This window comes from Superficieibacter sp. 1612_C1 (assembly GCF_015234305.1).
GTDB lineage: Bacteria > Pseudomonadota > Gammaproteobacteria > Enterobacterales > Enterobacteriaceae > Superficieibacter.
Map to the genome: position 1 here is coordinate 1295888 of NZ_JADGMI010000001.1, position 25357 is coordinate 1321244.

The following is a 25357-nucleotide window of genomic DNA, read 5'->3' on the forward strand; positions in this document are numbered from 1 at the left end:
CGGGTAATGCCGGGTGGCGGCTTCGCCTTACCCGGCCTGTGGGATGGAATTTATTATAGTATTTACAAACGGTTAGCTTTCCCACAAGATCGCGTTTCATCCACCCCGTAGGCCCGGTAAGCGCAGCGCCACCGGGCAGAGCGGCACGGGAGTGCCGTCAATCCCCCGTCAGGACTGCAAATACACCACCTGCGTTTGCAGATACTCTTCCAGCCCGTGACGACCATCGGCTCCGCCAATCCCCGATTTGCGCCAGCCGGCGTGGAAACCCTGCATGGCTTCAAAGTTCTCGCGGTTAATGTAAGTTTCGCCGAACTTCAGCCCCTTAATCGCTTTCATCGCCGTATTCAGGTTCTGGGTATACACCGCCGATGTCAGGCCATAATCGCTGTCGTTGGCCATCGCCAGCGCCTCTTCAAGGGTATCAAACGCGATAACCGGCAGCACCGGACCAAAGGTCTCTTCATGAACAATCGCCATTTTCTGATGCACATCCAGCAACAGCGTCGGCGGATAGAAGTAGCCCTTGCCTTCCGCAGCCTTACCGCCGAGAACCACTTTCGCGCCTTCTTCCACCGCGCGGGCGACTTTCTGCTCCACGCGCTCCAGCGCGGCGGCATTAATTAACGGCCCCATCGCAATATCGCTACGCTGGCCCGGATCGCCATATTCCACCGCTTTCAGCGCCTCGCCAAGCCGGTTCACAAAGCGATCGTAAATCCCTTTCTGCACATACACCCGCTCGGCGCAGTTACACACCTGCCCGGTATTGATCACCCGCGAATCAACAATCGCTTTTACCGCCAGATCCAGATCGGCATCGTCCATCACGATAGCCGGAGCCTTGCCGCCGAGCTCCAGGCAGACTTTAGTAATGTTTTTCGCGGCGGCAGCCATGATTTTTTCCCCGGCCCCTACGCTTCCGGTCATGCTGACCATAGCCACTTTCGGGTTGCCCGCCAGTTCCTGACCGACCGTTTCACCGCGCCCCAGCACCAGGTTGAAGACCCCTTTCGGCAGACCAATCTCATGGACGATTTCGGCAAAGGCGATGGCATTATTCGGCGTAAACTCGCTGGGTTTGATAACGATAGTGTTGCCGGTAATGAGCGCCGGAGCCAGCTTACGGGCGATCAGGAAAAACGGGAAGTTCCACGGCAGGATGCCGGTGGTGACGCCCAACGCGCGTTTGAAAACGAGGATATTTTCGCCGGGACGATCGCTTTGCAGGATCTCACCTTCGTAGCGGCGCGCCCACTCGGCCATATAGTCGATATAGTCAGCGGTAAAAGAGACTTCTACTTCGGCAAGCTGCTGGATTTTGCCGCCTTCCGCAACGATCAGCGCGCTAATCTCACTGGCTCGCTCACGAATACCCGCCGCAATTTTTTTCAACCAGCCCGCACGTTCAATGGCCGGTAACGCCTCCCAGCCTGGCTGCGCCCGATGCGCCGCATCAATGGCCTCTCGCGCCTGCTGAGCACTACCATCCGGAATACGCGATAGCAGCGCTTCGGTTGCCGGATTGATGACGTCGATCCAGTTATCGCCCTGCCAGCTTACGAACTGACCATCGATATACATTCCGTGCTGCACTGGTGCTGTCATGTCTGCTCCTGTGATTATATTGTTTTCAACAAGTAAACGCATTGTTAAAACAATACAATCGCAGGCGGGAATTCCTACTGTCAAAGGCCGATTATGTGAGATGACGCATAAAAGTGAGCGAAATGAAACAGATGTGCCCGCTGGTACGGCAACGGGCAGCGCATTACATCAGCGAACGGGTTTTGAGCGCATCAATCAGTAATTCATCATCTTTAAGGGTATGCCAGGCGTGTTCAACTTCCGCCGGAATAGTGACGTGACTGATGAATCCTTTTCCATTAGGGCCGTACCCCTGCGCATCATCACGCAGGCGTGGGATCTCGCCGAGGATCAGCGACAGATAACGCTCGACCGGCCACAGACCTCGTTGGCTATCCATCAGCGCCAGACCCTTCTCGCTATTATGCAATTGCGGCACGATCCCGGGATAACTCATCAGGCGCGGCGGCGTTTTACGGTCGCGAAACTCATGCGCAAATGTCGCCATGGTTCGACGCTGCATCGTGGGGTCCTGCACCACCACGGTATTGGCGTGCGCCAGGCCAGTAACATCAAGCATCTGACGGGTAAAGTGCGCATTTTCACCGCAGTTCGTGGATTTGCTCTCTATCAACACCCGTTCAGCAGGGATGTCCCAGAACTGCCGGGCGATCTCCGCCAGAATCTCAGCCTCTGAGCGCCCGGTGGTTTGCACTTTGTTATAGCGCGGATGGCGGGCAATGGCGGCGTAGAGAAAGGTCGTCGAATGGCCGATACCGCCGCTGATCAATAAGGGACACGATTTGGCCGCAGCCACTTCGCAGGCCGCATCAATACTGGGGATAACCGCGTTCCCCGCCAGCACCACCAGATCAACAGCCCCGTCGACAGACTCATTCTGCGCCAGCCATTGCCCCAGCAGATTTGCCGCCTGAAGGGTGGCAGCGGGCAGTTGTGGAAAAATACCTGTCATTCTTATTACTCCTTGATTTGACTCCCTGGAGCGTAACATCTGTCACGCGCCTTCACAGCGGATCTATCTTAAAGCCGCAGTGTAATCCTTTCCGCGTTCCCGCGCCGCTGGTCTATATTTTCATTCACTTGAATTATGAATCATACCGGTTGTACACTCGAATGCCGGGTGCTGAAGATACTGTTATATAAGGTGGAAAATCATTATGCGCCTGCCAGGACGTGATCCCTACGCGCCGCGCGAATGGGCACCTCATGAAAAGCCTATGCTGCTCGGCTCGCCGTCGACGCCGTTGCACAGTACGCCAAAACGCATCGCTTATGGCATTGTTGGCCTGCTGGTCTGCCTGACCGGGGCACTGGGTAATGCGGTCGTCACTGCCAACCTGCAAAATTTGCAGGGCACCTTTGCCGCGTGGTCGACGGAGATCGCCTGGCTCCCTACCGTATACGTGATGACCAATGTGTCCATCAACCTGCTGCTGGTGAAATTTCGCCAGCAGTATGGCCTGCGCGCGTTTACTGAAGGATTTCTGGTGCTTTACGTGCTGGTGACCTTTTTTCACCTGTTCGTCAACGATCTCAGTTCGGCGATGATGGTGCGTGCTGCGCACGGAATGGTGGCGGCAGCGCTAAGCTCACTGGGGATTTACTATCAGATTCAGGCCTGGCCCGCGCGTCATCGCCTTAAGGCCCTGACGATTGGGATTACCGGCTCCTCGCTGGCGATCCCGCTGGCGCGCCTTTTTTCCAGCGACCTGTTGCAACTGGACGAGTGGCGCGGTCTCTATTTTTTCGAACTGGGACTGGCGATGATTTCGCTGGCCTGCGTGATCTTACTCAAACTTCCGCCCGGCGATCGCAAAAAAGTCTTTGAGAAGAAAGATTTTCTGACCTTTATCCTCCTGGCCCCCGGCATGGCATTGCTCTGCGCGGTACTCTCGCTCGGTCGGCTGGAATGGTGGTTTGAAACACCGTGGATCGGCTGGGCGCTGGCAGGCTCGCTGGTGCTGATTGTCTCCGCTATTGTGTTCGAGCATAACCGGCAAAACCCGCTGCTGAATACGCGCTGGCTCTCGAGCGGCAGTATTTTACGCCTCGGGCTGATTATGCTGTTGATCCGCATTGTACTGGCGGAACAGAACACCGGGGTGATCGGCTGGCTTCAGTATGTCGGTCTGCAAAACGAACAGATGACCTCGCTGGCATGGTCGATTTTTGCCGGGATAGTTTGTGGCATCATCGCCAGTTGCCTGACGATCAAACCGCAGCGGCTGGCGTGGCCGATCCTGACCTCGCTGGCGCTGATGATCATCGCCTCCTGGCTGGACAGCCATTCCACCAGCCTGACGCGCCCCAACCAGTTACTCTTCAGTCAGTTTTTACTGGGCTTTAGCAGCGCTTTTTTTCTCGCCCCTGCCATGCTGGCCGGCATCGGTGGCGTAGTCGCTGAACCCCGCAATCTGGTCAGTTTCTCCGTGCTTTTCGGGATGAGTCAGAACATCGGCGGCCTGCTCGGTTCCGCTATTCTCGGGACGTTTCAGACCTGGCGCGAAAAATATCACTCCAGTCTGCTCGCCGACCAGTTAACCACCCTGAATCCGCTGGTTAACGAACGTCTTCAACTATACAGCCAGATGTATAAGAGCCTGATTGGCGACAGCAATTTGCTTAGCGTTCAGGCTAACCTGCAATTACAAAATGCCTCTACGCTGGAAGCAAATATTCTGGCGTATAACGATACTTACTTATTAACCGCGTCAGTGGCGGCTGCAACGATGCTATGGATTTTCTGGCGATTGCTGCGCCTGCGCATTACGGCGCGGATCGGCCTAAAACGGGCAACGGGAACAAAATAATGCTATTTCAGGAGAGGTTATGAGTCAGCAGGACGCCGCCAAAGAGCGGGCGAATACGCGCAGCAACGTGCGTGTAGTCTCTATTTTTGCCGCCGCCGCGATTGCTATCGTCGGGGTCCTGGCGATCCTGTACGCCTGGCAGTTGCCGCCGTTCACCCGCCATACGCAATTCACCGATAACGCCTACGTGCGCGGACAGACGACGTTTATTAGCCCACAGGTTAACGGTTATATCACTGCGGTAAAAGTGCAGGATTTTGTGCAGGTGAAGCGCGGCGACGTGCTGATGCAGATTGATGACCGCATCTATAAGCAGCGTGTTCACCAGGCGCAGGCGCAGCTGGATATGAAAATCGCCGCCCTTAACAACAATCTCCAGCAGCGTAAAAGCGCGGAAGCGGTTATCGCCCGTAATCAGGCGGCGCTGCAAAATGCCCGTGCGCAAAGCCAGAAAACGCAGGCGGATTTACGCCGGGTGAAGGATTTGACCGCCGATGGTTCTCTGTCGATTCGCGAACGCGATGCGGCGCTCGCCAGCGCGGCCCAGGGTAACGCTGACATTGCACAGGCCCAGGCCACGCTTGAGATGTCTCGCCAGGATCTGCAAACCACCATCGTGAATCGCGCCTCGCTGGAAGCCGATGTTGAAAATGCGAAAGCCGCGCTCGAACTGGCGCAAATCGATCTGCAAAATACGCGGATAATCGCCCCTCAGGATGGTCAGCTCGGACAAATTGCCGTGCGCCTCGGGGCCTACGTTGCCGCGGGCACCCATCTGACTTCGCTGGTTCCCGCGCAACACTGGGTTATTGCCAATGTGAAAGAGACCCAACTGGCAGAGATCCGTATTGGTCAGCCGGTGCGTTTTAGCGTTGACGCACTCAATAACCGCAGCTTTAAGGGCCGGGTGCAAAGTATCTCTCCGGCAACCGGCGTCGAGTTCAGTGCCATTTCTCCGGATAACGCGACCGGTAACTTCGTCAAAATCGCCCAGCGTATTCCGGTACGTATTGAAGTGTTAGGCCAGCCTGAAGAGATCGCGCATCTGCGACCGGGCATGTCGGTGCAGGTCACGATTGATACTCGCGAGGAGCAGCAATGAGACGGCATTCCCTTGCCCTGCTGCTGGCATCATTACTGCTTGTCGCCTGCCAGTCGGTTGACGTCAAACCCGCCAAACCCTCGCTGCATATCCCGCCGCAGTGGCGTCAGGACATCGGTCCGACAAGTCCGGTTGAAGGGGTCTGGTGGCGTAACTTTCACGACAGCGCCCTGAATCGCTATGTCGATCGGGCGCTGCACTATAACAGCGATGTGCTGATTGCCCGCGAACGGATTAACGAGTATCAGGCGCAAGTTTATGCCACCCAGGGCGATCTTTTCCCTACCCTGGACGCAGGACTGAGCGGCACGCGTGCCCGCTCGCAGTCTGCCGCGACCGGGCTACCGGTTTACAGCACGTTATACAAAGGCAACCTGACGGCCAGTTACGATGTTGATATCTGGGGAGCAAATCGCAGCGCCACCGAGGCCGCCGAGGCCGGGCTGGAAGCGCAAAAGGCCGCCGCCGCTGCCGCAGACCTGACCGTTGCGGCGTCGGTGGCGAGTGGCTACGTGACGCTCCTGTCGCTTGATGAGCAGTTAAAAGTGACACAGGCCACGCTGGAAGCGCGTGAAGCGTCATTTCGCCTCGCCCAGCGTCAGTTTGAGACGGGCTACAGTTCGCGTCTCGAACTGATGCAGGCCGATTCCGAACTGCGCGCCACCCGCGCGCAGGTGCCACAAATTCGTCATCAAATCACAGAGCAGGAGAATGCCCTCAGCCTGTTGCTGGGCCAAAATCCGCAGAGCGTCGGGCGCGGCGGCGCGTTCGATCAATTGACGCCGCTTACGCTTCCTTCCCAGCTACCGTCAACGCTGTTAAACAGGCGTCCGGACATTGTCCAGGCCGAGCGCCAGCTTATCGCCGCCGATGCCACGCTGGCCGCGTCGCGCGCGCAACTACTACCGTCCCTCAATCTGACCGCCACCGGCTCGGTGCAGGATCGCACCCTGCCCGGCCTGCTTGATAACCCGCTCCAGCTCTGGAGTATCGGCGGCAGTATTCTCGCGCCCCTGCTGAACCGTCAGGCGCTAAATGCGCAGGTAGATGTTTCAATGTCACAGCGCAACCAGGCGCTGTACAGCTACGAGAGTACGGTGCGTAACGCCTTTAAAGAGGTGAACGACAGTCTGGATGCCATCCGCCGTTTACAGGAGCAGTTACAGGAGCTGGAAGGCCAGGAAGCCGTGGCGCAGGAGACATTACGCATCGCGCAGAACCGCTATCGCAACGGTTATTCTTCCTATCTTGATGAGCTGGATGCCCAGCGCACGCTGTTTTCAACCCAGCTGAATGTGGTGCAGGTGAAAAACAGCGTATTACAGGCGCAGATTGATTTGTACCGGGCGCTGGGTGGGGGATGGAACGAGGGGTGAAAGCATAAACCCGGCAGCTTTTACGCAAACCGGGTTTAAAGGCATAGCACATTAACAGGGAATGTTATCCGCTAATCTGCTCCATCGCCTGTAAAATACGCTTATCGGATATCGGGTACGGCGTGCCCAGTTGCTGAGCGAAGTAGCTCACCCGCAGTTCTTCGATCATCCAGCGGATCTCTTTCACGTCTTCATCTTCACGACGCGCGGGCGGCAGTTTATTCAGCCACTGTTGCCACGCCTGCTGGACCTGCTCCACTTTCAGCATTTGTGCACGGTCGCGATGCGGATCGACCGCCAGTTTCTCCAGCCGTTTTTCAATCGCCTGTAAGTAACGCAGCGTATCGCCGAGACGTTTAAAGCCGTTGCCGGTAACAAAACCGCGATACACCAGCCCGTTCATCTGCGCTTTGATGTCCGATAGCCCGAGCGCCATAGTCATGTCTACCCGGCCTTTAAGCCGTTTGTTGATGGTAAACACGGCGGTAAGGATTTGCTCGACTTGTTTGGCGATCTCCACGACGGTGTCGTTCAGTTCGGCGCGGACTTTTTCATGCAATACGGCAAAGCCCTCTTCGGTCCACACCGGACCACCGGCTTCATGGATCAGTTTATCGACACCGCAGGAGATGCAGTCGTCGATCAGATCCAGCACTTTGCCATACGGGTTAAAATAGAGTCCCAGTTTGGCTTTATTCGGCAGCTTTTCATGCAGATATTTGATCGGCGACGGGATATTGAGAAGCAGTAAACGCCGCAGCCCGCGCCACATTGCCTGCTGCTGTTCCAGCGGGTTGTCGAACAGTTTGATCGCCACGCTATCGCGCTCATCCACCAGCGCAGGCCACGCTTTCACTTTATAGTTGCCGCGCTTCTGCTCGTAGCTTTCCGCGAGAGTACCAAAGCTCCAGATATGCAGGCCGCTTTGTTCGATGCCATCGTCCGCTACTGCCGAAAGCGTCTCCTGGACTTTGCCTTTCAGACTCTCTTTCAGCGCCGTTAAATCGCGGCCTTCGAGCAGTTTTTTGTTTTTGTCATCCACCACACGGTAAGTGATTTTAAGATGATCGGGTACCTGATCCCAGTGCCAGTCGTCACGGTCGATGGTGTTGCCGGTCATCCGCCGCAGTTCGCGCTCCAGCGCCTCCAGCAGCGGCAACTCCAGCGCCGTCACGCGGCCCAGAAACGCCTCGGCATAGTTGGGCGCAGGCACGAAATTGCGGCGAACGGGTTTCGGTAACGATTTAATCAGCGCAATCACCAGCTCACGGCGCAGGCCGGGGATCTGCCATTCGAAACCGGCTTCTTCGACCTGGTTCAGCAACGGTAGCGGAATGTGGACAGTGACACCGTCCGCATCAGCCCCCGGTTCGAACTGGTAGCTCAGGCGCAGTTTGAGATTGCCCTGGTGCCAGAAGTTCGGATAATCGAGCTTGCTGATCGACTCTGCGCCCTCTTTGATCAGCATACTTTTTTCAAAGTTGAGCAGGTCCGGCGTCTCGCGGCTGACCTTTTTCCACCAGTTGTCGAAATGGCGGGCGGAAATAACATCCACGCCAATGCGCTGGTCGTAAAATTCAAACAGCGTTTCGTCATCGACCAGAATGTCGCGGCGACGGGATTTATGCTCCAGCTCTTCCACTTCGGCACGCAGCTTCAGGTTCTCACGGAAGAAGGCGTGACGCGTCTGCCAGTCGCCTTCCACCAGCGCATGACGTATGAACAACTCACGGCACAGCGCCGGGTCAATCTGGCTGTAGTTCACTTTTCGCGCGGCAACAATGGGCAAGCCGTAGACGGTGACTTTTTCCGTCGCCATTACCGCGCCCTGCGCCCGCTCCCAGTGCGGTTCGCTGTACGAGCGTTTCAACAGATGCTGCGCCACCGGCTCTACCCATTCTGGATCGATCCGCGCGGCGATGCGTCCCCACAGGCGGCTGGTTTCCACCAGCTCGGCGACCATCGTCCATTTAGGCGGCTTTTTGAATAAGCCGGAACCGGGGAAAATTGAAAAACGCGCGTTGCGTGCGCCGGTATATTCCTGCTTGTCAGCGTCTTTCATGCCGATATGCGAGAGTAAACCTGTCAGCAGCGCAATATGAATTTCGCGGTATTCCGCAGGCTCGCTGTTCACCGGAATGCCCAGTTCTTTCACCACCTGGCGCAGCTGGGTATAAATATCCTGCCACTCACGCACGCGCAGATAGTTAAGATAATCGGTGCGGCACAGACGGCGGAAGGCATTCGAGGAGAGCGCCTTCTGCTGCTCGCCGAGGTAGTTCCACAGGTTCACAAACGCGAGGAAATCAGATTCTTTATCGTGGAAGCGGCGATGTTTCTCGTCGGACGCCTGCTGTTTGTCCATCGGACGCTCGCGCGGATCCTGAATGGACAGCGCGGAAGTGATGATCATCGCTTCGCGCACGCAGCCGTGTTTTTGCGCTTCCAGCACCATTCGTGCCAGGCGCGGATCGACTGGCAGCTGCGATAGCTGACGACCCTGGGCCGTCAGCTTATAGGCCGTTTGTTGCTCGTCGGTGGTGATCGCCCCCAACTCTTCCAGCAGGCGCACGCCATCCTGAATATTACGTTTATCCGGCGCTTCCACAAAAGGGAACGCGGCGATATCACCTAATCCCAGCGCGGTCATTTGCAGGATAACGGACGCCAGGTTGGTACGCAGGATCTCCGGATCGGTAAATTCCGGGCGTGACAGGAAATCGTCTTCCGAATAAAGACGGATGCAGATCCCCTCCGACACGCGGCCGCAACGCCCTTTACGCTGGTTGGCAGACGCCTGCGATACTGGCTCAATCGGCAGGCGCTGGACTTTGGTGCGGAAACTGTAACGACTGATACGCGCCGTACCGGGATCGATAACGTATTTAATACCCGGCACCGTCAGCGAGGTTTCCGCCACGTTGGTCGCCAGCACAATGCGCCGTCCGCCGTGCGGCTGAAAGACGCGGTTCTGCTCGCTATTCGACAGGCGGGCATACAGCGGCAGCACCTCGGTATGGCGCAGGTTGAGTTTGTTCAGTGCATCAGCGGTATCACGGATTTCGCGCTCACCGCTCATAAAGATCAGGATGTCGCCCGCACTTTCACGCCCCAGCTCGTCCACCGCGTCGAAGATAGCCTGGAGCTGGTCGCGTTCGGTATCGTCCGCCTCTTCCACAATCGGGCGATAACGTACTTCCACCGGATAGGTGCGCCCGGAAACTTCAATGATCGGCGCATTATTAAAGTGGCGCGAGAAACGTTCCGGATCGATGGTTGCCGAGGTGATGATGATCTTCAGGTCCGGACGACGCGGCAACAGCTCGCGCAGGTAGCCGAGCAGAAAATCGATATTCAGGCTGCGTTCGTGCGCTTCATCAATAATGATGGTGTCGTACTGCATCAGCAGCCGGTCCTGCTGGATCTCCGCCAGCAAAATACCGTCGGTCATCAGCTTAACCATCGTGTTATCGCTGACGTGATCGCTGAAGCGGACTTTATAGCCGACGCAGCCGCCCGGCTCGGTTTGCAACTCTTCGGCAATACGGTTGGCAACGGTGCGCGCCGCCAGACGACGAGGCTGGGTGTGACCAATCAGGCCCTTAACACCGCGCCCCAGTTCCATGCAGATTTTCGGCAGTTGGGTCGTTTTACCGGAGCCGGTCTCGCCAGCGACAATCACGACCTGGTGATCGCGCACGGCCTCAAGAATGGCCTGTTTTTTCTGGCTGACGGGCAGATTTTCCGGGTAGGTTATCGGCGGACGTACCGCAACGCGCCGCGCAACTTTCCCCGCCGCCTGTTCTATCTCGCCCGCCAGCGCCGTCAGAATGCCTTGCTGAGATTCAGGATTTTTAACCTTCTTCGCGCCGTGAAGCCGTTTCGCGAAGCGCTGTTTGTCGCGCAGCATCAGCTCGTCAAGCTGCTGATGCAGGTGCGCAGGAGTCAATTTCTGTTGTTCTGTCATCGTATTATTGGGCATTAAAATGCCCCAGGGAAAATTTACTTTTATGATGGCTATAGCGTAACACACTGGCGCTTTGACCGCCTTATTCAAAAAAATCGAATATAGAATTCGATATATTGCGCTTTCACTGGGCCGTTTTTGTGAATAGAGTGTAAACAAGTGGCGGGCTATCCCCCTTCAAACACATAAAAGGAAACACCCATGAGCAAAGTATTGGTTCTTAAATCGAGCATCCTGGCAGGGTATTCACAGTCTGGTCAGTTATCTGACTACTTTGTTGAGCAGTGGAGTGAGAAACATCCGGGTGATGAAGTGACCGTCCGCGATCTGGCAGCGAATCCCGTTCCGGTGCTGGATGGCGAACTGGTTGGCGCACTGCGCCCGAGCGACGCGCCGCTGACTCCACGTCAGCAGGAAGCGCTGGCGCTTTCCGACGAGCTGATTGCAGAGTTGCAGGCTCACGATGTGATTGTTATCAACGCACCGATGTATAACTTCAATATTCCGACCCAGCTGAAAAACTATTTTGATCTGGTGGCACGCGCTGGCGTGACCTTCCGCTACACCGAAAAAGGGCCGGAAGGTATGGTCACGGGCAAACGCGCAGTGATCCTCTCCAGCCGCGGCGGTATTCATAAAGATACGCCAACCGATCTGGTTGCGCCGTACCTGACGCTGTTCCTCGGTTTTATCGGTATCACCGATGTGAATTTCGTCTTTGCCGAAGGTATTGCTTACGGTCCGGACGTGGCCGCGCAGGCGCAGAATGATGCGAAAGCGGCGATTGATGGTCTGGTAGCAGCATAAGTTCTCAGCCCTCTCGCCTCTGTCGCGGGAGGGCTTATGAACTCTGAGTAACACACATCGTTACTGATTCTCTTCAGCAGAATCAAACACCACGCTCGCCAGGCACTCCGGGCGTTTTTCTTTGAAGCCAAATGCCAGCTTCCAGTGGTTAAACGTGGTGCGGTATCCGGTTTCTTCCTCCAGCGAATGTCCGTGCGGCACCTGACTGAGCGTTAAGTCAGCATAATGCTGTTTAACATCCTCCAGGGTGATACACCCTTTACCTTCCAGACTGAGCACCAGAAAGCTGCCACGCGGCGAAGCGCCGGGTGTGGGCACTCTAAAATCGATATTAGCAATACGCAGATTATTGTTAAGCTGAGGACCAGCGCCTGCATAAAACAACGTGTATTGGTTCTGGTTTTTTAACGTCAGTTTGGTCGCAAAATCCCGTTCAATGCTTTTGCGCGTCATAGCCGATTCGCTGCGAAGAAGCGTCATGATCTCCCACAGGGTTTTCGTTGTGCCGGCAGCAAAAGCGCCTGGCTGGGCTGCGCTTAAAAGTAGTATGCCGACCAGAGAGGCATAAATTTTCATGGTTGTTTTCCTGACGGAGGATTGAGCCTCAATGGTGTTAGAGCGTAATAATCAGCGCAAGCAGCCACAGCGCCCACGCCAGCATCGTTGCTTTCATCGTCAGATGCAGTTGCCGCCGGGCACCCTGCTCCCGCTCTGTCGGGGTTAAGGTGCTGAGGCGTTCACGCTGCCAGATAAAGGCCAGCGTTTCTCCCGCCGCTGCATGGCAGTCTTGATTAAGAATTCTGAAATAGCCTTCATCCAGCCACAGTCGCCAGCAGCCAAAAGCAATATAACCTGCGTTGATGACCACTATGATTTGCAGCCAACCAGCAGGCAACACCGTCACTGCCCACAGCAACGGTAGCATCCCCAGCAGCAAAAAGAATTTCCAGCTTGCCAGAGAGTGCGTCAGCAGCGCTGCTCTTGTCAGGTCGTCACGGTTTTCTGCCATTGTTGCAGCACCTCCAGTTGACCGGGTTTAATCACAATCTGCTGGCGACAGGCGCGGAGCATCGCCACCGCCTCTTCTGCCGTCTGGGCTTTGCCGGTACGTAAAAGCCAGGCCGCAACCACCAGCGCACTGCGCGACAGCCCCAGCGCACAGTGAACCAGCACCGTTCCATACTCAGCGCGCAGCTGTTCAAGTTGATTAACGGCCAGCGTTAGCTGCTCCTCTTCCGGCACCACCAGGTCGAGCATCGGCACGCTGTAATAAACCTGGTGTGCGGTTGCCGCGGCGCGGGGGAATTCGCAGGTAAGATCGAGAACGGCGCGCTGTTCCGTTTGCTGACGGGGATAGCTGCCGAGAAAAATGCCTTCTGTTATGGGGGCGACGTTGGGAACGTTGCGGGTAAACCACAGCGCAGAGAGATGCGTACCGAGACGCCAGGGAAGTAACAGCCAGTATGCAGCGGGTGCGATGCGTCCTTCAGCATCTTTCTGCATCGCCGACGCGCCGAACGCCATATAACCCAGCGTCACCATTAGCAACGAAATCGCGGCCCAGCTCAGCCAGGGTGTTGCCAGACACAACAGCGCCCCGGCAAAATAACGCAGCGCCAGTTTTCTGCGTCCCGACTCAGGACGGCGTAAGCGCCACTTTCCCCGGTCCGGTATCAGCCAGCTAATCAGCATTCCGACCGCCAGTCCGGTGATCGCATCGATGACATGATGCTGCCAGGTGGTGACAACCGATACGGCGATCAGCAGAAACCAGCCGTCGCACAGTTTCTGCCAGCCGCCGGAAAGACGCTGATGAAAATGCCACCAGATGATCCAGCAGAGAATAATATGCAGCGACGGCGACTGATTAAACGGTAAATCGAACTGCTCAAGCTGGCCAAATAACCACCCGGCTGCGCCCTCCACGTGCGGGCGAGTGAAGGTAAAACGCAGCGGAAAGAGCAGAAACCCCAGGCAGGCCAGCAGCGAGGCGAGTAATAACCGGCACGCCAGCCGACGCTGTTCACTCAGGGTACGGCAGCACAACAACGACAGCCCGTAGAGAAGATCCAGGCTCCAGTACGGGATAATACTCAGCGGAATAAAAGGAATATGGTGCTCCCAGGAGAAGACCATACTGCCTACATCGCTCCGGCTGGCGGTATAGAGATTCACCTGCCCGTAGGTCAAAAAGAAAATCGGCCCCAGCAGGGCTATCCAGCCCAACCCCTGAAGCAGAATGCGACGATCCACGGTTATCATTCGCGACGTACCGCCATGGAGACGGTAAAAATGCCCCACTGGTCGATAAGCTGGGCGCATTTATCGAACCCGGCTTCACGCACCAGCGCATCCATTTCGCCCTGCGAGCGCACGCGCATCACCCACGCTTTACCGTCTTTGTGGCTGGTGAGTGACCAGGCAATGGTTTTCAGCTGCGGGTGCCAGGGCTGGCCGGTATAGATCAGCACACCGCCGGGGGGAATTGCTGCTGCTAACCCGGCAAGCGACGCGCGCACCGGGGCGTTTTCCGGGAACAGTTCATACAATCCCGAGACAATACCCAGCGTGGGAGTAGGATCAAGCGCCGCCAGCTCATCGCGGTTGAAAGCATCGCCGCGTTCAAATCGTGCGACGCCCGCCATACCCCGCTGAGCAATCATCTCCTGACCTTTACTCACGTTCAGTTCGCTGTAGTCACGCAGCAGAATGGCGTCTACGGCGGTATTTCCCTGGAGGGCATCCAGCACGTAGCGACCATGCCCGGCGGCAATATCCACGATCCGCACCGGTTTATTTTCCTCGACCAGACGATTCACCGCCTGCCTGATAAGCGTATCGAGATGAATTTTACGCTGGCGAATCCCCTGCCAGCCGACGCTGTTGAGGTAGTTTTTATCGATCATCCGGCCCAGCACGCTACTGCCCTGCGGCTGGTTACGATAGACATAATCCAGGGTGCTGCCGGAGTCGAAACCGGTATCAAACCCCAGCTTTACGCCGCTGGACTGGGTGCCAAGCGCTTTCATGCCATAACGCAATGCCCGGAATGACAGGTCGTCAATGGAATACGGTTCCGGTCCGCCGCTGAGAATGCGCCAGGCATCTGCGCCGGGACTGTGGCTGTCTTCTTCCCGGTAATCAAATTGCGCCAGCGGGCTGGCATAAAGACGGTCAATAAAGGCGCGCATTTTGTCAAACGCCAGATGGCGCTCCTGCTCGCCGAGCGTGTCGTGATAAAACCCCGGCAGGATATGCAACTCTTTCTGCGGACTGCGCAGGCGCTGGTAAAAGTCCAGCTGTGGCTTTCGATGCACTACGAAATCTTCACCAGACACCAGCATTTGCGTCGGGACGACGATGGCAGCCGCGTCGCTGACGATACGCTCTGACGTTTTGTACAGTTCCAGCAAAATATTGACCGCGATGGCGCGGGTAATCAGCGGGTCGTGGTTGAAGCTCTCAACGCGCGCCGGATCGTGGGTCAGATATTTGCCTTTGACGTAAGAGTTAACGTAGAAAAGACCGCGAAAACGCTGCATCAGCCCCAGACCGGAACGGGCAAACGGGACGTACAGTTTCACCCTAAACGCCGGTGAGGCCAGGATTAAGCCGCGCAGCTGCGGCGCGTAATCATGCACCCACGTCGCGGCCAGTACGGCCCCGACGCTTTGCGCCACCACAACCACCTCGCCCAGCGTCAGCTGGCTGTCCGCTGCGGCAAAGCGGACAAATTCGTCAACGTCCTGCACCGAGCGGGCCAGCGACGGGCTGTAGCCGCGCGCGCCTTCCGTTCGCCCGTGACCGCGGGCATCCCAGGCGTAAAAGGCGGTGTCTGGCATCATCAGTTCATCAACGATATGCTGCAAGCGACCGGAGTGCTCATGTCCGCGATGAAAAAGGACAATGACCTTACGCACGGGCGTATCGCTTTGCGCAGGCCAGTGGCGATAAAACAGCGTCTGGCGATCGCTGGTCAGAAAGGTATTTTCTTCAGGCGTGCGGAGGTTAGTCATGTGTTTCATGTCCCTGTTGGTGTGGTTGCAAATGCAGTAATGCCTGCAACAGCGAATCCATAAAAGTCGGTTTATCCGGGTGGGTAGCAACTGGGTCCCCCACACAGACATCAATAAATAGCGGCAGCGGAATGCGATTCCCCTTCGCCAGTACCTTTTCCGTGCCCGACAGCCATACCGGGATCACCTTGGTTTCGGGCACGCGCTGGAGCAGATGCCAGATGCCGGATTTCAGCGGCGAGAGTTTTCCCGGCTCGCCCCGCGACCCTTCCGGGAACAGGATCAGAATTTTATTCTGCCGCAGCGCCTGCTCACAACCCGCCAGCGGATCGGTATCTTCACCGGTACGTACCACCGGGATGATATTAAGAATATTTAAGGTGAACCACGCCAGCCAGCGGTTACGCAAAAAATAGTCGGCCGCGGCAACCGGATGCACCTGCTGCTGAGTACGCAACGAAAACAGCGACAGCAGCGCAAAAACGTCCATATGACTATTGTGATTCGCCACCACAATCGCCGGGCCAGCGGTGGGAATAAGATGCCGATGCCTGACCCGCAGGCCAAGCCACAGCCAGATCACCGGCCAGACAATCGTCATGGTAAATAACAGGCGAAGCGCTTTTTTACCCATAGGCTTAATAGTAAAAATAGTGGATGAAATGGAAAAATACCGGCGCGGTAAAAATCAGAGAATCCAGCCGATCCAGAATACCGCCGTGCCCTGGCAGCAGCGTGCCGCTGTCTTTGACGCCAATATCACGTTTCACTGCCGACATCACAATGTCGCCGCAAAAACCGGTGACGCCAATGATAAGACCTGCCACCAGGGCCATAGTCCAGTTCATCGGTGTCATCAGCGGGCCGAGGATCAGGGCAATAACCGCGGTGCTGGCAACGCCGCCGATCAGTCCGGCGAGGGTTTTATTTGGGCTTACGCGAGGCGTGACTTTAATGCGCCCCAGGGATTTACCCCACAGGTACTGGGCAATGTCGTTAAACTCGGTTAAGCCGACCAGAAACAGCACCAATAAGGCACCGGTTTGTGCGCCATCGTTGGGCAATACCAGCAGATATCCCACATGACCGAACGCAAATACGGTGGTCATTAACGCCCAGTGGTGCTGGGAGGCGGTGCGCAAAAAGCCCTCGGTGTTGCCGGTCAAAACCATCCGCGCGGGCAGGAAAAGGAAGGCGTAAACCGGGATGAAAATGATAAACATCCCGTACCAGTTGCAGCCAATCAGCCAGTAGTTCAGCGGGATAGCCAGAAACATCCACAGCAGCGGCATCCGGTCGGAGCGCCGGGAGGGAATGAGGGTTAAAAACTCTTTTAAGGCCAGAAAGCTCACCAGCGCGAAGAGCGTCAGGGCCAGCCAGCGAGGGCTTATCATCGCCAGTGAGAAAAAGAGAATAATCACCCACCAGGTGCGAATACGCAGGGTGAGTTCGCGCCAGTCTTTTTCCGGCCGACGCCAGACCAGCAGCAGGTTAACGAGCGAGGCAAAGATGAGCAGCGAAAAAATCACCGCCAGCGCGGTAAAGAGTAGCGGCATCAGTTCGGCTCCCGTAATACCGAACGGCAGCGGTTGATGGCCGTCCAGAGAAGTAACAGCGTCGCCGCGCCCCACACCACGTTATTCCAGACATTGAGCTGTGGCCATAGCGCGATAACGAATCCCCAGCTACCGAATACCAGGGCTCTGTCGCTTTTGCCAAACGGCCCGGCATAGCTGCGCACCGCGTTAATGGTTTGCGCGAGGATGCCGCAGAATTCGCTCATTACCGTGAAAAACAGCATCGTCAGGATCAGCGGCACATTGCTTTGCGGCAGAAAAATAAACGGCAGATAGAGCGCAATATCCGACAGCACATCGCCCGTTTCATTGAGAATAGCACCCAGCCGCGTTTGCTGGTGATACTCCCGCGCCATCATTCCGTCGAGCGCATTAAGCGCCATACGAATAAACAGCACGACAGGTAATACGATAAACCAGAACGGCTCACGCACGATTGCCAGAAACAGGCCCGTTATAACAGACAGCGCCAGCGCGAATAGCGTGATTTGGTTCGCGCTGATCCCGGTTTTATGTAAGCGGCGTAGCAGTGGACGAAGTAATGCCTGAAAGCGAGGTTTTATATCGTAAAGCGTTATCATGACCGTCTCCCTGAACATGATTAACTACAGAATAAGAGCAAACTATAAGGTTGATGACAAACCGTCCGTGGAACACGGGGCGCTCCCCCACGTTGTCAGCGGTCTGAACTATTTTTGTAACCACTTCCCGTTGATGCCCTGAACATACTCGCCAGGCGACGCGCGCTCAACCAGTTTTTGCCCGGCCATTTTTGCCACTTCGTCGACCGGCAAATTATTGGCGTCTGCCAGACGTTGATAACTTTCGCTGCGGGCCTGATTAATCTGCTTCACCAGCGCCTGGGTTTGGGCATCCTGACGCAGCGGTGCAATATAACCGCTTAAGGTCTCACCGACTCGCCCTTCTGTGCGGGCCTCATTGAGACTCAGCGCAAAAACGCGGGGGCTTATCAGGCTCAGCGCCAGAAGCGCCAGTTTTAACGATTTTTTCATCATTGCCTCAAAACAGATCGCTGCGTGACTTCAGGAGCGTTTCAACGTCTTTATCTACCTTAATATGGATTTCATGTTCGATTTTGACATTCATGTTGATAGTGATCGGCGCTTCGGGTGCCGCCACTTCAATGCGGGGCGTGCAGCCGGTTAACAGCGCGAGTGCCAGCAGCGGTAATAAAGCGATCGCAGTTTTCATTATTATTCCTCACATTCCTTTCTTATCTGACAGCGTCGCATTCTTTTCAAGCCATGACTGTAAATTATCGCCGAAGCGCAGACTACGCCAGAGGGTAAAAATATTCTCCTGGTGGCTATAGTTTAGAGTGATAGCATTACTTTTTCCTTCAACACGACTCGTGCCGGTAATCGCCGCCTGAAGCGTCAGTAATCCCAAATTATCGACGTTAATTTTGGTCCATGAACGGGATATTTCGATGTAACGCAGCCAGTTTATTGCCGCGCCAGCCGCCATATTATCGTTAACAATTGCGTCCGCCGTGTCTTTATCAATACGCAACGTTAACGGGCCGGGGTTGCTTAACCAGCCGTCTTTTACGATCCATTTTTCATTATTCAGCCACAACGGTAGCGCGCCGCTCACCGGGCCGGACAGGGTAAATTGTTTTGGGTTAATGGCGCTAATCAGCTCGCTGGAGGAGATATTCTGCACCCGCAGCAGCGCCGGATCGTGCTGCGGCATCCGCAATTGCAGCAGGGTAATTTTGCCTCCCAGCACATCGACGCTGACGTCGCTGAGCAGCAACGGATCGGTTTCACTCCACGGCCAGCGCCCCTGCAAACTGGCGGTAAAATTTCTCGCCGTGACCTGGTTTTCGATCTCCGCGATATGCAACGATACCGGTCCATGAGTGCCGAGTTGCCAGTTACCGTTGCCATAGCGGAACGGCAAAATAAAGTCGACGCCGTTGATTTTATTATCCGGCAACCATGCGCTGCCGCCTTTGACCACGCCGTGTCCCCCTGCGGTGAATCCTTGAGCGGGCGCGGCAGAAAACGCAATTTGCGCATACAGCTCTCCTTCGCGCAGATCCACTTTCCAGTCCGGCGGCAGCAGCGGCTGAAAAACGGTCAACGACTGCTGCGGCCACCACGCCTGTCCGCGCAGCCGCTCGCCGTCCCAGCGTCCGTTAACTCGCACCGGGCCGATGGCCTGCGCATGCAGATCGCCTTTAAACTGGAATAGCGTCGGGTCGCTACCTTCCACGCTGAAGTTGAGAACCGAGGGCGGCAGAACGCTGCCGCCGCTGAAGGTGGTTTGTCCCGCTTCCAGAGTCAGCGCACCGCTGAACTGCGGATGCTGTGGATCACGCAGCCAGACGACGGGTTTATTGAGGGTGAGACGCGGTTGACGCATCTGCATGGTGCCGTAGCGTAACTGATTAAACCCGGTGGAAAGCGTATTCAGGGTGATGCGCTGGTCCCGCCACTCGCCCGTTCCGGCAACGTCCCAGCGCGCCTGCATTGGCGTAAAGCCGCCCTCGCCCCAGTAACGCCACTGCCACAGACCGTTATCCGGCAGAAAATCCTGCGCTTTGCCATCCAGATGCAGCAGGAAGTCGCCCAGTTGTTGCTCGTGCGCGCGCAGGATCGCCTGAAGTCGTCCGTCAACGCCGCGTTGGGAAAGCGTAACGCCCGCCAGCGGCCAGCGGATTTCATCCAGATTAAGCGATTCGATCACCCGGCCACGCGAGCGCAACAGCGCCCCCGGCGTAAAGGCCAGTTGCGGATCGTCAAGCCGCCCGCTGAGATGTGCCGGAAGAACGGCGTAGAAAATCAGATCCTCATGTTTTGCCTCGCCGGTAAGCTGCATCGGCATATCGCTGGCATCGGGATTCAGTTTACCCGGCCCAAAATTCAGTACCGCGTTACCTTTACCGGCTTTACCGGTAGTAATGACGTTCATCCGCCCGCTGATCAGCGCGTTATCCAGCCCCTGCTTCCAGCCGTCAACATTGACGCCCAGCCGCCCGCTGAGCGGCATGCCCTGATATGGCCAGCTCCAGCGACCGTCACTAATCGTGAGGCGTTGGGGCGTTAGCTGCCAGGGAAGGTCGAGAAGCGGATCGCCCGTTTCGCGGTCAAGCGCGATAAGCTCTCCTTCTCCTTCACGCCACGCTACTTCAACGTCGACCGGGGAGGCGATCGTGGGAATTTGTAAGGTAGTACGCGTATGCCCTTCCACCGGCAGGCCATCCGGCACCAGCGGCATCACAAACTGCCCGTTAAGGGTGATCGGTGGCCGATCGGCGAGAAGGCGCAGCGCAAATTCATCGACAACCAGCGCCTGTCCCTGCAATTGCGCTGAGAGGGTAATATCCTTCCCCTGATAACGCACAGTCTGTTTTTGCGGCGTGATATCGAGCGCGAGTTTCCCCTGCCACTGCTGCCAGGGTGACAGCGTCAGGCGATCGATCGTCACCCAGCTATAAGGCAGCATCGACTGCCATTGCGCCAGGGTACGGGGGGCCGTGGCGGATGGTTCCGCCTGCGGGAGTTTACTCAGGCAGGCGGAGTTGATCTCCAGTTCACCGATGTTGAGACGCCAGCGGCCAGGATGGGTTAACTCGCCCTGCCGGAGGTGCGCCAGTTCGCAATCCGCGACGATATAGCGCAGATCGGGAATACGCAGCGCGTGTAAAGACAACTTCGGCGGGCCGTCCAGCGCAATGCGCGTCCCGGCCGGTAGCCAGATGCCTGCCAGCTTAGGTACCCACCAGCCAAGCGTCATTACCAGCGCGAGCGGCAGAAGTATAATGAGTAAGAGGAGCGCAAGTGCTGCTTTATACCTACCCTTCATGGGTATTTAATATCCTGATTATTCGCGTTTTATCGTCCAGTATCGGCGCATTGTGACACGTAAAGCCAATGAGATGAACCCGTGAGCGCGGCGGTTGCCATTCTGCTAAATATTAAGTATATGCGGCTTTTGGCGTCTGGCTTGATTTGTGTTTAGCCCAACATTACAGAAATAAAGGCCATTACATCGGCGAAAATGTGGTTTTTATGTCATTATTTTGTTAATAAAGCCTAACGGGTGACGGCAAAAAAGAGGGTTTATCCTTCGCGCGGGAGCAATGCATGTTCTCTGGGTTAAATGAAAACGAAACCAAAAAGCTTGCTGCATTTGAACTGCTGCGCAAGGAAAATGCGCCGCGAGACCAAACGCTCGGCGGTTTTGCCCAACTGGCAAGGCAGCTTATCGGCGTTTCGGGCTGTTTTGTCACCATCTTTGATGATAAGTATCAGTACATCAAATATGCCTTTAATCTCGCTTCGGTGCCGGAAACGCTGCCCGCCGATGAGACGATGTGTAAATATTCCGTTGGCACCTGCAAGCCGGTCATTTGTCCTGACGCCCGCCTTGACCCACGTTTTACCCGGCACCCGCTGGTGGTTGAAGGCGCAATTGTGTTCTATGCCGCGGCGCCCCTGAAAACGAAAGACAATTTTGTGCTGGGCACCCTGTGCGTTTGTGATGCCAGCCCCGCCTTACCGACCCCGGAACAGATCGAGCAATTTTTACAGTTAGCCGCGCTGGCAAGCGCTTATCTGGAATCGTGGTATTCTGTGGGTCGCATGGATGCCCTGACCGCACTGCCCAACCGGCAAAGCCTGCTTGAAGAAGTGAATAGCCTGTCGCGGGTGGAAAACGCCGGCAATTACACGCTTATTATCTTTGACTGTATTGATATTAACCGGGCCTATGAGCTTTCCCGCTATTTAGGTATTGCCGCCGTCGAAAATATGCTGCGCAATTTTGCTCCCCTGTTGCGCATCCGACTCGACCTTGATCCCTCCGTTATTCTTTATGCTTTTGCGACGGCGCGTTATGCGCTGTTAATGAAAGAAGATCTGGCCGACGAATTAATTCAGCAGGCGGTAGGATTTCCGGCAACTCAGGCCAAAATTACTGGTGATATTGAGATATCGCTGAGCATGCACGTCGGTTATTTCACTTTCGATCCCGCGGTGATTAACGCTCAGGAAGTGCTGCGCAAAACGGTCAGCGCCCTGCATGAAGCCATTCGTCAGGATGCCCCGGTCAGAGCGTTTGATCCTGAGATGGATGAAAAAAGAAATCAGGAGTTCAGGCTACTTTACGATCTGGGCGAGGCGCTGAAGAGCGAAGGGCAGCTTTATCTGGCGTATCAGCCTAAAATTTCACTGATTAACGGCGAGATTAAAGGGGTTGAAGCGCTGCTGCGCTGGCAGCATCCGACGCTTGGCAATATCTCTCCGGCGATTATTGTTACCCTCGCAGAGCGCACCAGTCTGATGGCAGAGATTACCCAGTGGGTGATCCGGAGAACGCTTTCACAGATCACCGAGTGGCGGGCAAGCGGCGTGAACATTCCGGTGTCAATCAACATCACGGTCAGTGATTTCTCCAGCGCCGGTTTTTCGCTCAGATTAACCCGGCAAATTATTGCCGCTGGTCTCACGCCCGCGGATATTCGTCTTGAGTGCCTGGAAACCGAGAAAATGCTGGAAAGTCCGGCGGCGCTGAATGAACTGGATATTTTAAAATCCATCGGCTTTATTATTCTGCTCGATGATTTTGGTGCCGGTAACAGTAATATTAATTACCTAAGGCGTATTCCGGTCGACACTATCAAGCTCGATCGCTCCCTGATAAGCCAGGTCACTTCCGACTCTGGCAGCCGAATTATCGCCCGTAACGTGGTGGTGATGCTTAAAGAACTAAATTACACGGTGCTGGCGGAAGGGGTTGAAGATCGTGAGACGGCGCTGCTACTGAAATCGTTCGGCTGTGATGAAGCGCAGGGTTATTACTTTGCGATGCCCATGCCGCCCGAAGAGATTCCTGCGTGGATTGCGGCGAACCCGACGCCGGACAAGTTACGTCCCTGAGCGACAGACCTTATGACGCGAATCCGGTCATTTATCTGCGGAACCGACTAAAATTGAGGGATAACACAGTCGATTCAATTATTTTTTATAAATTGTCAGATTATTTTAAAAATGTTAATCTGATCGCAGAAAATCATTGGAGAAAGTCTTATGAAACTCGCCGTCTACAGTACCAAACAGTACGATAAAAAGTATCTGCAACAGGTTAATGACGCTTATGGCTTCGAACTGGAATTTTTTGATTTCCTGCTGACCGAAAAGACCGCAAAAACGGCCAATGGCTGTGAAGGCGTGTGTATTTTCGTTAACGATGATGCCAGCCGTCCGGTGCTGGAAGAGCTCAAAAAGCACGGGGTGAAATTCATCGCGCTGCGCTGCGCGGGTTTCAATAATGTCGATCTTGATGCGGCGAAAGAGCTGGGTCTGCGCGTGGTTCGCGTTCCCGCCTATTCACCGGAAGCCGTAGCGGAACATGCTATCGGTATGATGATGACGCTTAACCGCCGCATTCACCGTGCCTATCAGCGTACCCGTGACGCCAACTTTTCTCTTGAAGGGCTGACCGGCTTTACGATGCATGGTAAAACTGCCGGGGTGATTGGTACAGGTAAAATCGGCCTGGCGACGCTGCGTATCCTGAAAGGGTTCGGCATGCGTCTACTGGCGGTGGATCCCTATCCGAATGCAGCCGTGCTGGATCTCGGGGCCGAGTATGTTGATCTCGACACCCTGCTCTCTCAGTCGGACGTGATTTCTCTCCACTGTCCGATGACGCCTGAAAACTATCATCTGCTCAATCAAAGCGCCTTCGACAGAATGAAAAACGGCGTAATGATCATCAACACCAGCCGTGGCGGATTGATTGACTCTCAGGCCGCCATTGAGGCGCTGAAAACGCAGAAAATTGGTGCGCTGGGCATGGATGTTTATGAAAATGAACGCGATCTGTTCTTTGAGGATAAATCCAACGACGTGATCCAGGATGACGTGTTCCGTCGCCTCTCCGCCTGCCATAACGTGCTGTTTACCGGGCACCAGGCTTTCCTTACCGCCGAAGCGCTGATCAGTATTTCAGAAACCACGCTGGAAAATCTCCGCCAGCTTGAGAATAGCGAAACCTGCTCTAATGCCCTCGTTTGACCGCTATGCTCCCCTGCGGGGGAGCACTTTCAGAATAACCCCGAAGACCTCGCGCGTAATCTCTCTACAATAGCAGTGATAGACGTTACAGAAAGATACAGGTACAGAAGCATGAAGAAGAGTATTGCGCTGCTTTGCGCGTTAATGCTGACCGGTTGCGTGACGGATAAAGATACTTCGGTCACAGCAGAAAAATTACAGCAGCAGCGTTTTGTGCTGGAGACGGCAAACGGTGAGCCGGTTAAGGCCAGCGAGAAACCGCTGGAACTGGCGTTCGGTGAAAAAACTACTGCGCTGGAACGCGTTCAGGTATCAGGCTCCATGTGTAACCATTTTACTGGCGCAGGCAAAATGTCCGCCGGTGAGCTGACAGTAAAAGAGCTGGCGATGACGCGCATGATGTGCAGCGATCCGCAACTGAATACACTGGATCACACGCTAAGTGCGATGCTTAGCGCCGGAGCACAGGTCGATCTGACCGGAGACCAGTTAACGCTGGCAACAGCCGATCAAACATTAACCTTTAAACGCGTCAACGCAGCGAGTTAATAGCTGCCGCAGGTGCCGCTGGCAAGCGACTGTTCGGTGCAGCGTTTGCCATTGGGCAAGGCGCACATCCCTGAACTGGAGCCATCAAGCTGGCGAGCAACGGAAAGTGAACCGCCAATCATGGCGCAATTTGCCTGGCCTGAACTGGACATCGCCGCTTTCATACCTGGTGCAACGTGCGCCGCCGTCGCCTGCTGAACAGGCTCATTGCTACTACTGCACGCCGTTAATACCATCGCGGCAAATCCGATTAAAAAAGCTGCTCGCATCTTTTCTCCCCTGTCGTTAGGCCAAAACAAAGCGCCGCCTGCGGTCATCGCTGACGTAGCCAAAGCATCATAGGCACCCGAAAGCGGTTCGTCGAGAGATGAAACGCGCATTTGCGGCCGAGGAAACATTTTCTGGCAATTTTTTCTGCTGAAAGCCATTTAATCATTGATGAAAGCGATGCCAGGGACACAAAAGCGAAAATGGTGCCCTTTAACCTTTGCTAAAC

21 protein-coding genes are annotated in these 25357 nt (G+C 55.5%); 7 read left to right on the forward strand and 14 right to left on the reverse strand.

Annotation, left to right across the window (positions count from 1 at the left end; all coding sequences use genetic code 11):
• Positions 1 to 168: 168 nt before the first annotated feature.
• Positions 169 to 1608, reverse strand: a complete 1440-nt coding sequence (aldA, locus tag INT84_RS06225; protein WP_194206056.1) for an aldehyde dehydrogenase — start codon at positions 1606 to 1608, stop codon at positions 169 to 171.
• Between the two features lie 163 nt (positions 1609 to 1771).
• Positions 1772 to 2560 (reverse strand): YdcF family protein, encoded by a 789-nt coding sequence (locus INT84_RS06230; RefSeq protein ID WP_228065828.1) that lies wholly within the window; start codon positions 2558 to 2560, stop codon positions 1772 to 1774.
• A gap of 205 nt (positions 2561 to 2765) precedes the next feature.
• Here INT84_RS06230 and INT84_RS06235 point away from each other — a divergent pair, with 205 nt between their 5' ends.
• From INT84_RS06235 to INT84_RS06245, 3 genes are read left to right on the forward strand one after another with little or no spacing between them, the layout of a single operon-like run.
• Positions 2766 to 4418: an MFS transporter gene (locus tag INT84_RS06235; RefSeq protein WP_370529633.1), complete on the forward strand. Its 1653-nt coding sequence runs from the start codon at positions 2766 to 2768 to the stop codon at positions 4416 to 4418.
• A 19-nt stretch (positions 4419 to 4437) separates the two neighbouring features.
• The gene (locus INT84_RS06240; protein WP_194206057.1) at positions 4438 to 5520 is read left to right on the forward strand and encodes an HlyD family secretion protein; all 1083 of its coding nucleotides are present in this window, start codon (positions 4438 to 4440) and stop codon (positions 5518 to 5520) included.
• The gene (locus tag INT84_RS06245; protein ID WP_194206058.1) at positions 5517 to 6896 is read left to right on the forward strand and encodes an efflux transporter outer membrane subunit; all 1380 of its coding nucleotides are present in this window, start codon (positions 5517 to 5519) and stop codon (positions 6894 to 6896) included. The genes INT84_RS06240 and INT84_RS06245 overlap by 4 nt, the downstream gene beginning before the upstream one ends.
• A gap of 64 nt (positions 6897 to 6960) precedes the next feature.
• Here INT84_RS06245 and hrpA read toward each other — a convergent pair whose 3' ends face one another.
• The gene (gene hrpA, locus INT84_RS06250; RefSeq protein WP_194206129.1) at positions 6961 to 10863 is read right to left on the reverse strand and encodes an ATP-dependent RNA helicase HrpA; all 3903 of its coding nucleotides are present in this window, start codon (positions 10861 to 10863) and stop codon (positions 6961 to 6963) included.
• 201 nt (positions 10864 to 11064) lie between these two features.
• Here hrpA and azoR point away from each other — a divergent pair, with 201 nt between their 5' ends.
• A complete protein-coding gene (gene azoR, locus INT84_RS06255) occupies positions 11065 to 11670 on the forward strand; it encodes an FMN-dependent NADH-azoreductase (protein ID WP_194206059.1) in 606 nt (201 codons plus the stop codon).
• Between the two features lie 60 nt (positions 11671 to 11730).
• Here azoR and INT84_RS06260 read toward each other — a convergent pair whose 3' ends face one another.
• From INT84_RS06260 to INT84_RS06305, 10 genes are all read right to left on the reverse strand, one after another.
• Positions 11731 to 12246, reverse strand: a complete 516-nt coding sequence (locus tag INT84_RS06260) for a hypothetical protein (protein ID WP_194206060.1) — start codon at positions 12244 to 12246, stop codon at positions 11731 to 11733.
• A 37-nt stretch (positions 12247 to 12283) separates the two neighbouring features.
• Positions 12284 to 12679 carry a hypothetical protein gene (locus INT84_RS06265; RefSeq protein ID WP_194206061.1) on the reverse strand — a complete coding sequence of 132 codons (396 nt, stop codon included), beginning with the start codon at positions 12677 to 12679 and terminating at the stop codon, positions 12284 to 12286.
• Positions 12655 to 13932 (reverse strand): phosphatase PAP2/dual specificity phosphatase family protein, encoded by a 1278-nt coding sequence (locus INT84_RS06270; RefSeq protein ID WP_194206062.1) that lies wholly within the window; start codon positions 13930 to 13932, stop codon positions 12655 to 12657. Before INT84_RS06270 ends, INT84_RS06265 begins: the two co-directional genes overlap by 25 nt.
• Complete coding sequence (locus INT84_RS06275; protein ID WP_194206063.1) at positions 13929 to 15686, reverse strand: bifunctional alpha/beta hydrolase/class I SAM-dependent methyltransferase; 1758 nt, start codon at positions 15684 to 15686, stop codon at positions 13929 to 13931. The genes INT84_RS06270 and INT84_RS06275 overlap by 4 nt, the downstream gene beginning before the upstream one ends.
• Positions 15679 to 16320 (reverse strand): 1-acyl-sn-glycerol-3-phosphate acyltransferase, encoded by a 642-nt coding sequence (locus INT84_RS06280; protein WP_194206064.1) that lies wholly within the window; start codon positions 16318 to 16320, stop codon positions 15679 to 15681. The genes INT84_RS06275 and INT84_RS06280 overlap by 8 nt, the downstream gene beginning before the upstream one ends.
• A gap of 4 nt (positions 16321 to 16324) precedes the next feature.
• Positions 16325 to 17242 carry a phosphatidate cytidylyltransferase gene (locus tag INT84_RS06285; protein WP_194206130.1) on the reverse strand — a complete coding sequence of 306 codons (918 nt, stop codon included), beginning with the start codon at positions 17240 to 17242 and terminating at the stop codon, positions 16325 to 16327.
• The gene (locus INT84_RS06290) at positions 17242 to 17841 is read right to left on the reverse strand and encodes a CDP-alcohol phosphatidyltransferase family protein (RefSeq protein WP_194206131.1); all 600 of its coding nucleotides are present in this window, start codon (positions 17839 to 17841) and stop codon (positions 17242 to 17244) included. The genes INT84_RS06285 and INT84_RS06290 overlap by 1 nt, the downstream gene beginning before the upstream one ends.
• Positions 17842 to 17952: 111 nt before the next feature.
• Positions 17953 to 18276, reverse strand: coding sequence for a YdbL family protein (locus INT84_RS06295; RefSeq protein WP_194206132.1), 324 nt, complete (start codon positions 18274 to 18276; stop codon positions 17953 to 17955).
• 7 nt (positions 18277 to 18283) lie between these two features.
• A complete protein-coding gene (locus INT84_RS06300; protein WP_176918109.1) occupies positions 18284 to 18475 on the reverse strand; it encodes a YnbE family lipoprotein in 192 nt (63 codons plus the stop codon).
• A gap of 9 nt (positions 18476 to 18484) precedes the next feature.
• Positions 18485 to 21097, reverse strand: a complete 2613-nt coding sequence (locus INT84_RS06305; protein WP_194206065.1) for a YdbH family protein — start codon at positions 21095 to 21097, stop codon at positions 18485 to 18487.
• Between the two features lie 281 nt (positions 21098 to 21378).
• On the opposite strand from INT84_RS06305, the gene INT84_RS06310 reads away from it, so the two are divergent.
• The 3 genes from INT84_RS06310 (at position 21379) to hslJ (ending at position 24861) form a co-directional block, all read left to right on the forward strand.
• The gene (locus tag INT84_RS06310) at positions 21379 to 23172 is read left to right on the forward strand and encodes a sensor domain-containing phosphodiesterase (RefSeq protein WP_194206066.1); all 1794 of its coding nucleotides are present in this window, start codon (positions 21379 to 21381) and stop codon (positions 23170 to 23172) included.
• 150 nt (positions 23173 to 23322) lie between these two features.
• A complete protein-coding gene (locus INT84_RS06315) occupies positions 23323 to 24312 on the forward strand; it encodes a 2-hydroxyacid dehydrogenase (protein WP_194206067.1) in 990 nt (329 codons plus the stop codon).
• 111 nt (positions 24313 to 24423) lie between these two features.
• Positions 24424 to 24861, forward strand: coding sequence for a heat shock protein HslJ (gene hslJ, locus INT84_RS06320; protein ID WP_194206068.1), 438 nt, complete (start codon positions 24424 to 24426; stop codon positions 24859 to 24861).
• On the opposite strand, the gene INT84_RS06325 is transcribed toward hslJ, so the two are convergent.
• The gene (locus INT84_RS06325) at positions 24858 to 25130 is read right to left on the reverse strand and encodes a DUF333 domain-containing protein (RefSeq protein WP_176918114.1); all 273 of its coding nucleotides are present in this window, start codon (positions 25128 to 25130) and stop codon (positions 24858 to 24860) included. The genes hslJ and INT84_RS06325 overlap by 4 nt on opposite strands.
• Between the last annotated feature and the right edge of the window lie 227 nt (positions 25131 to 25357).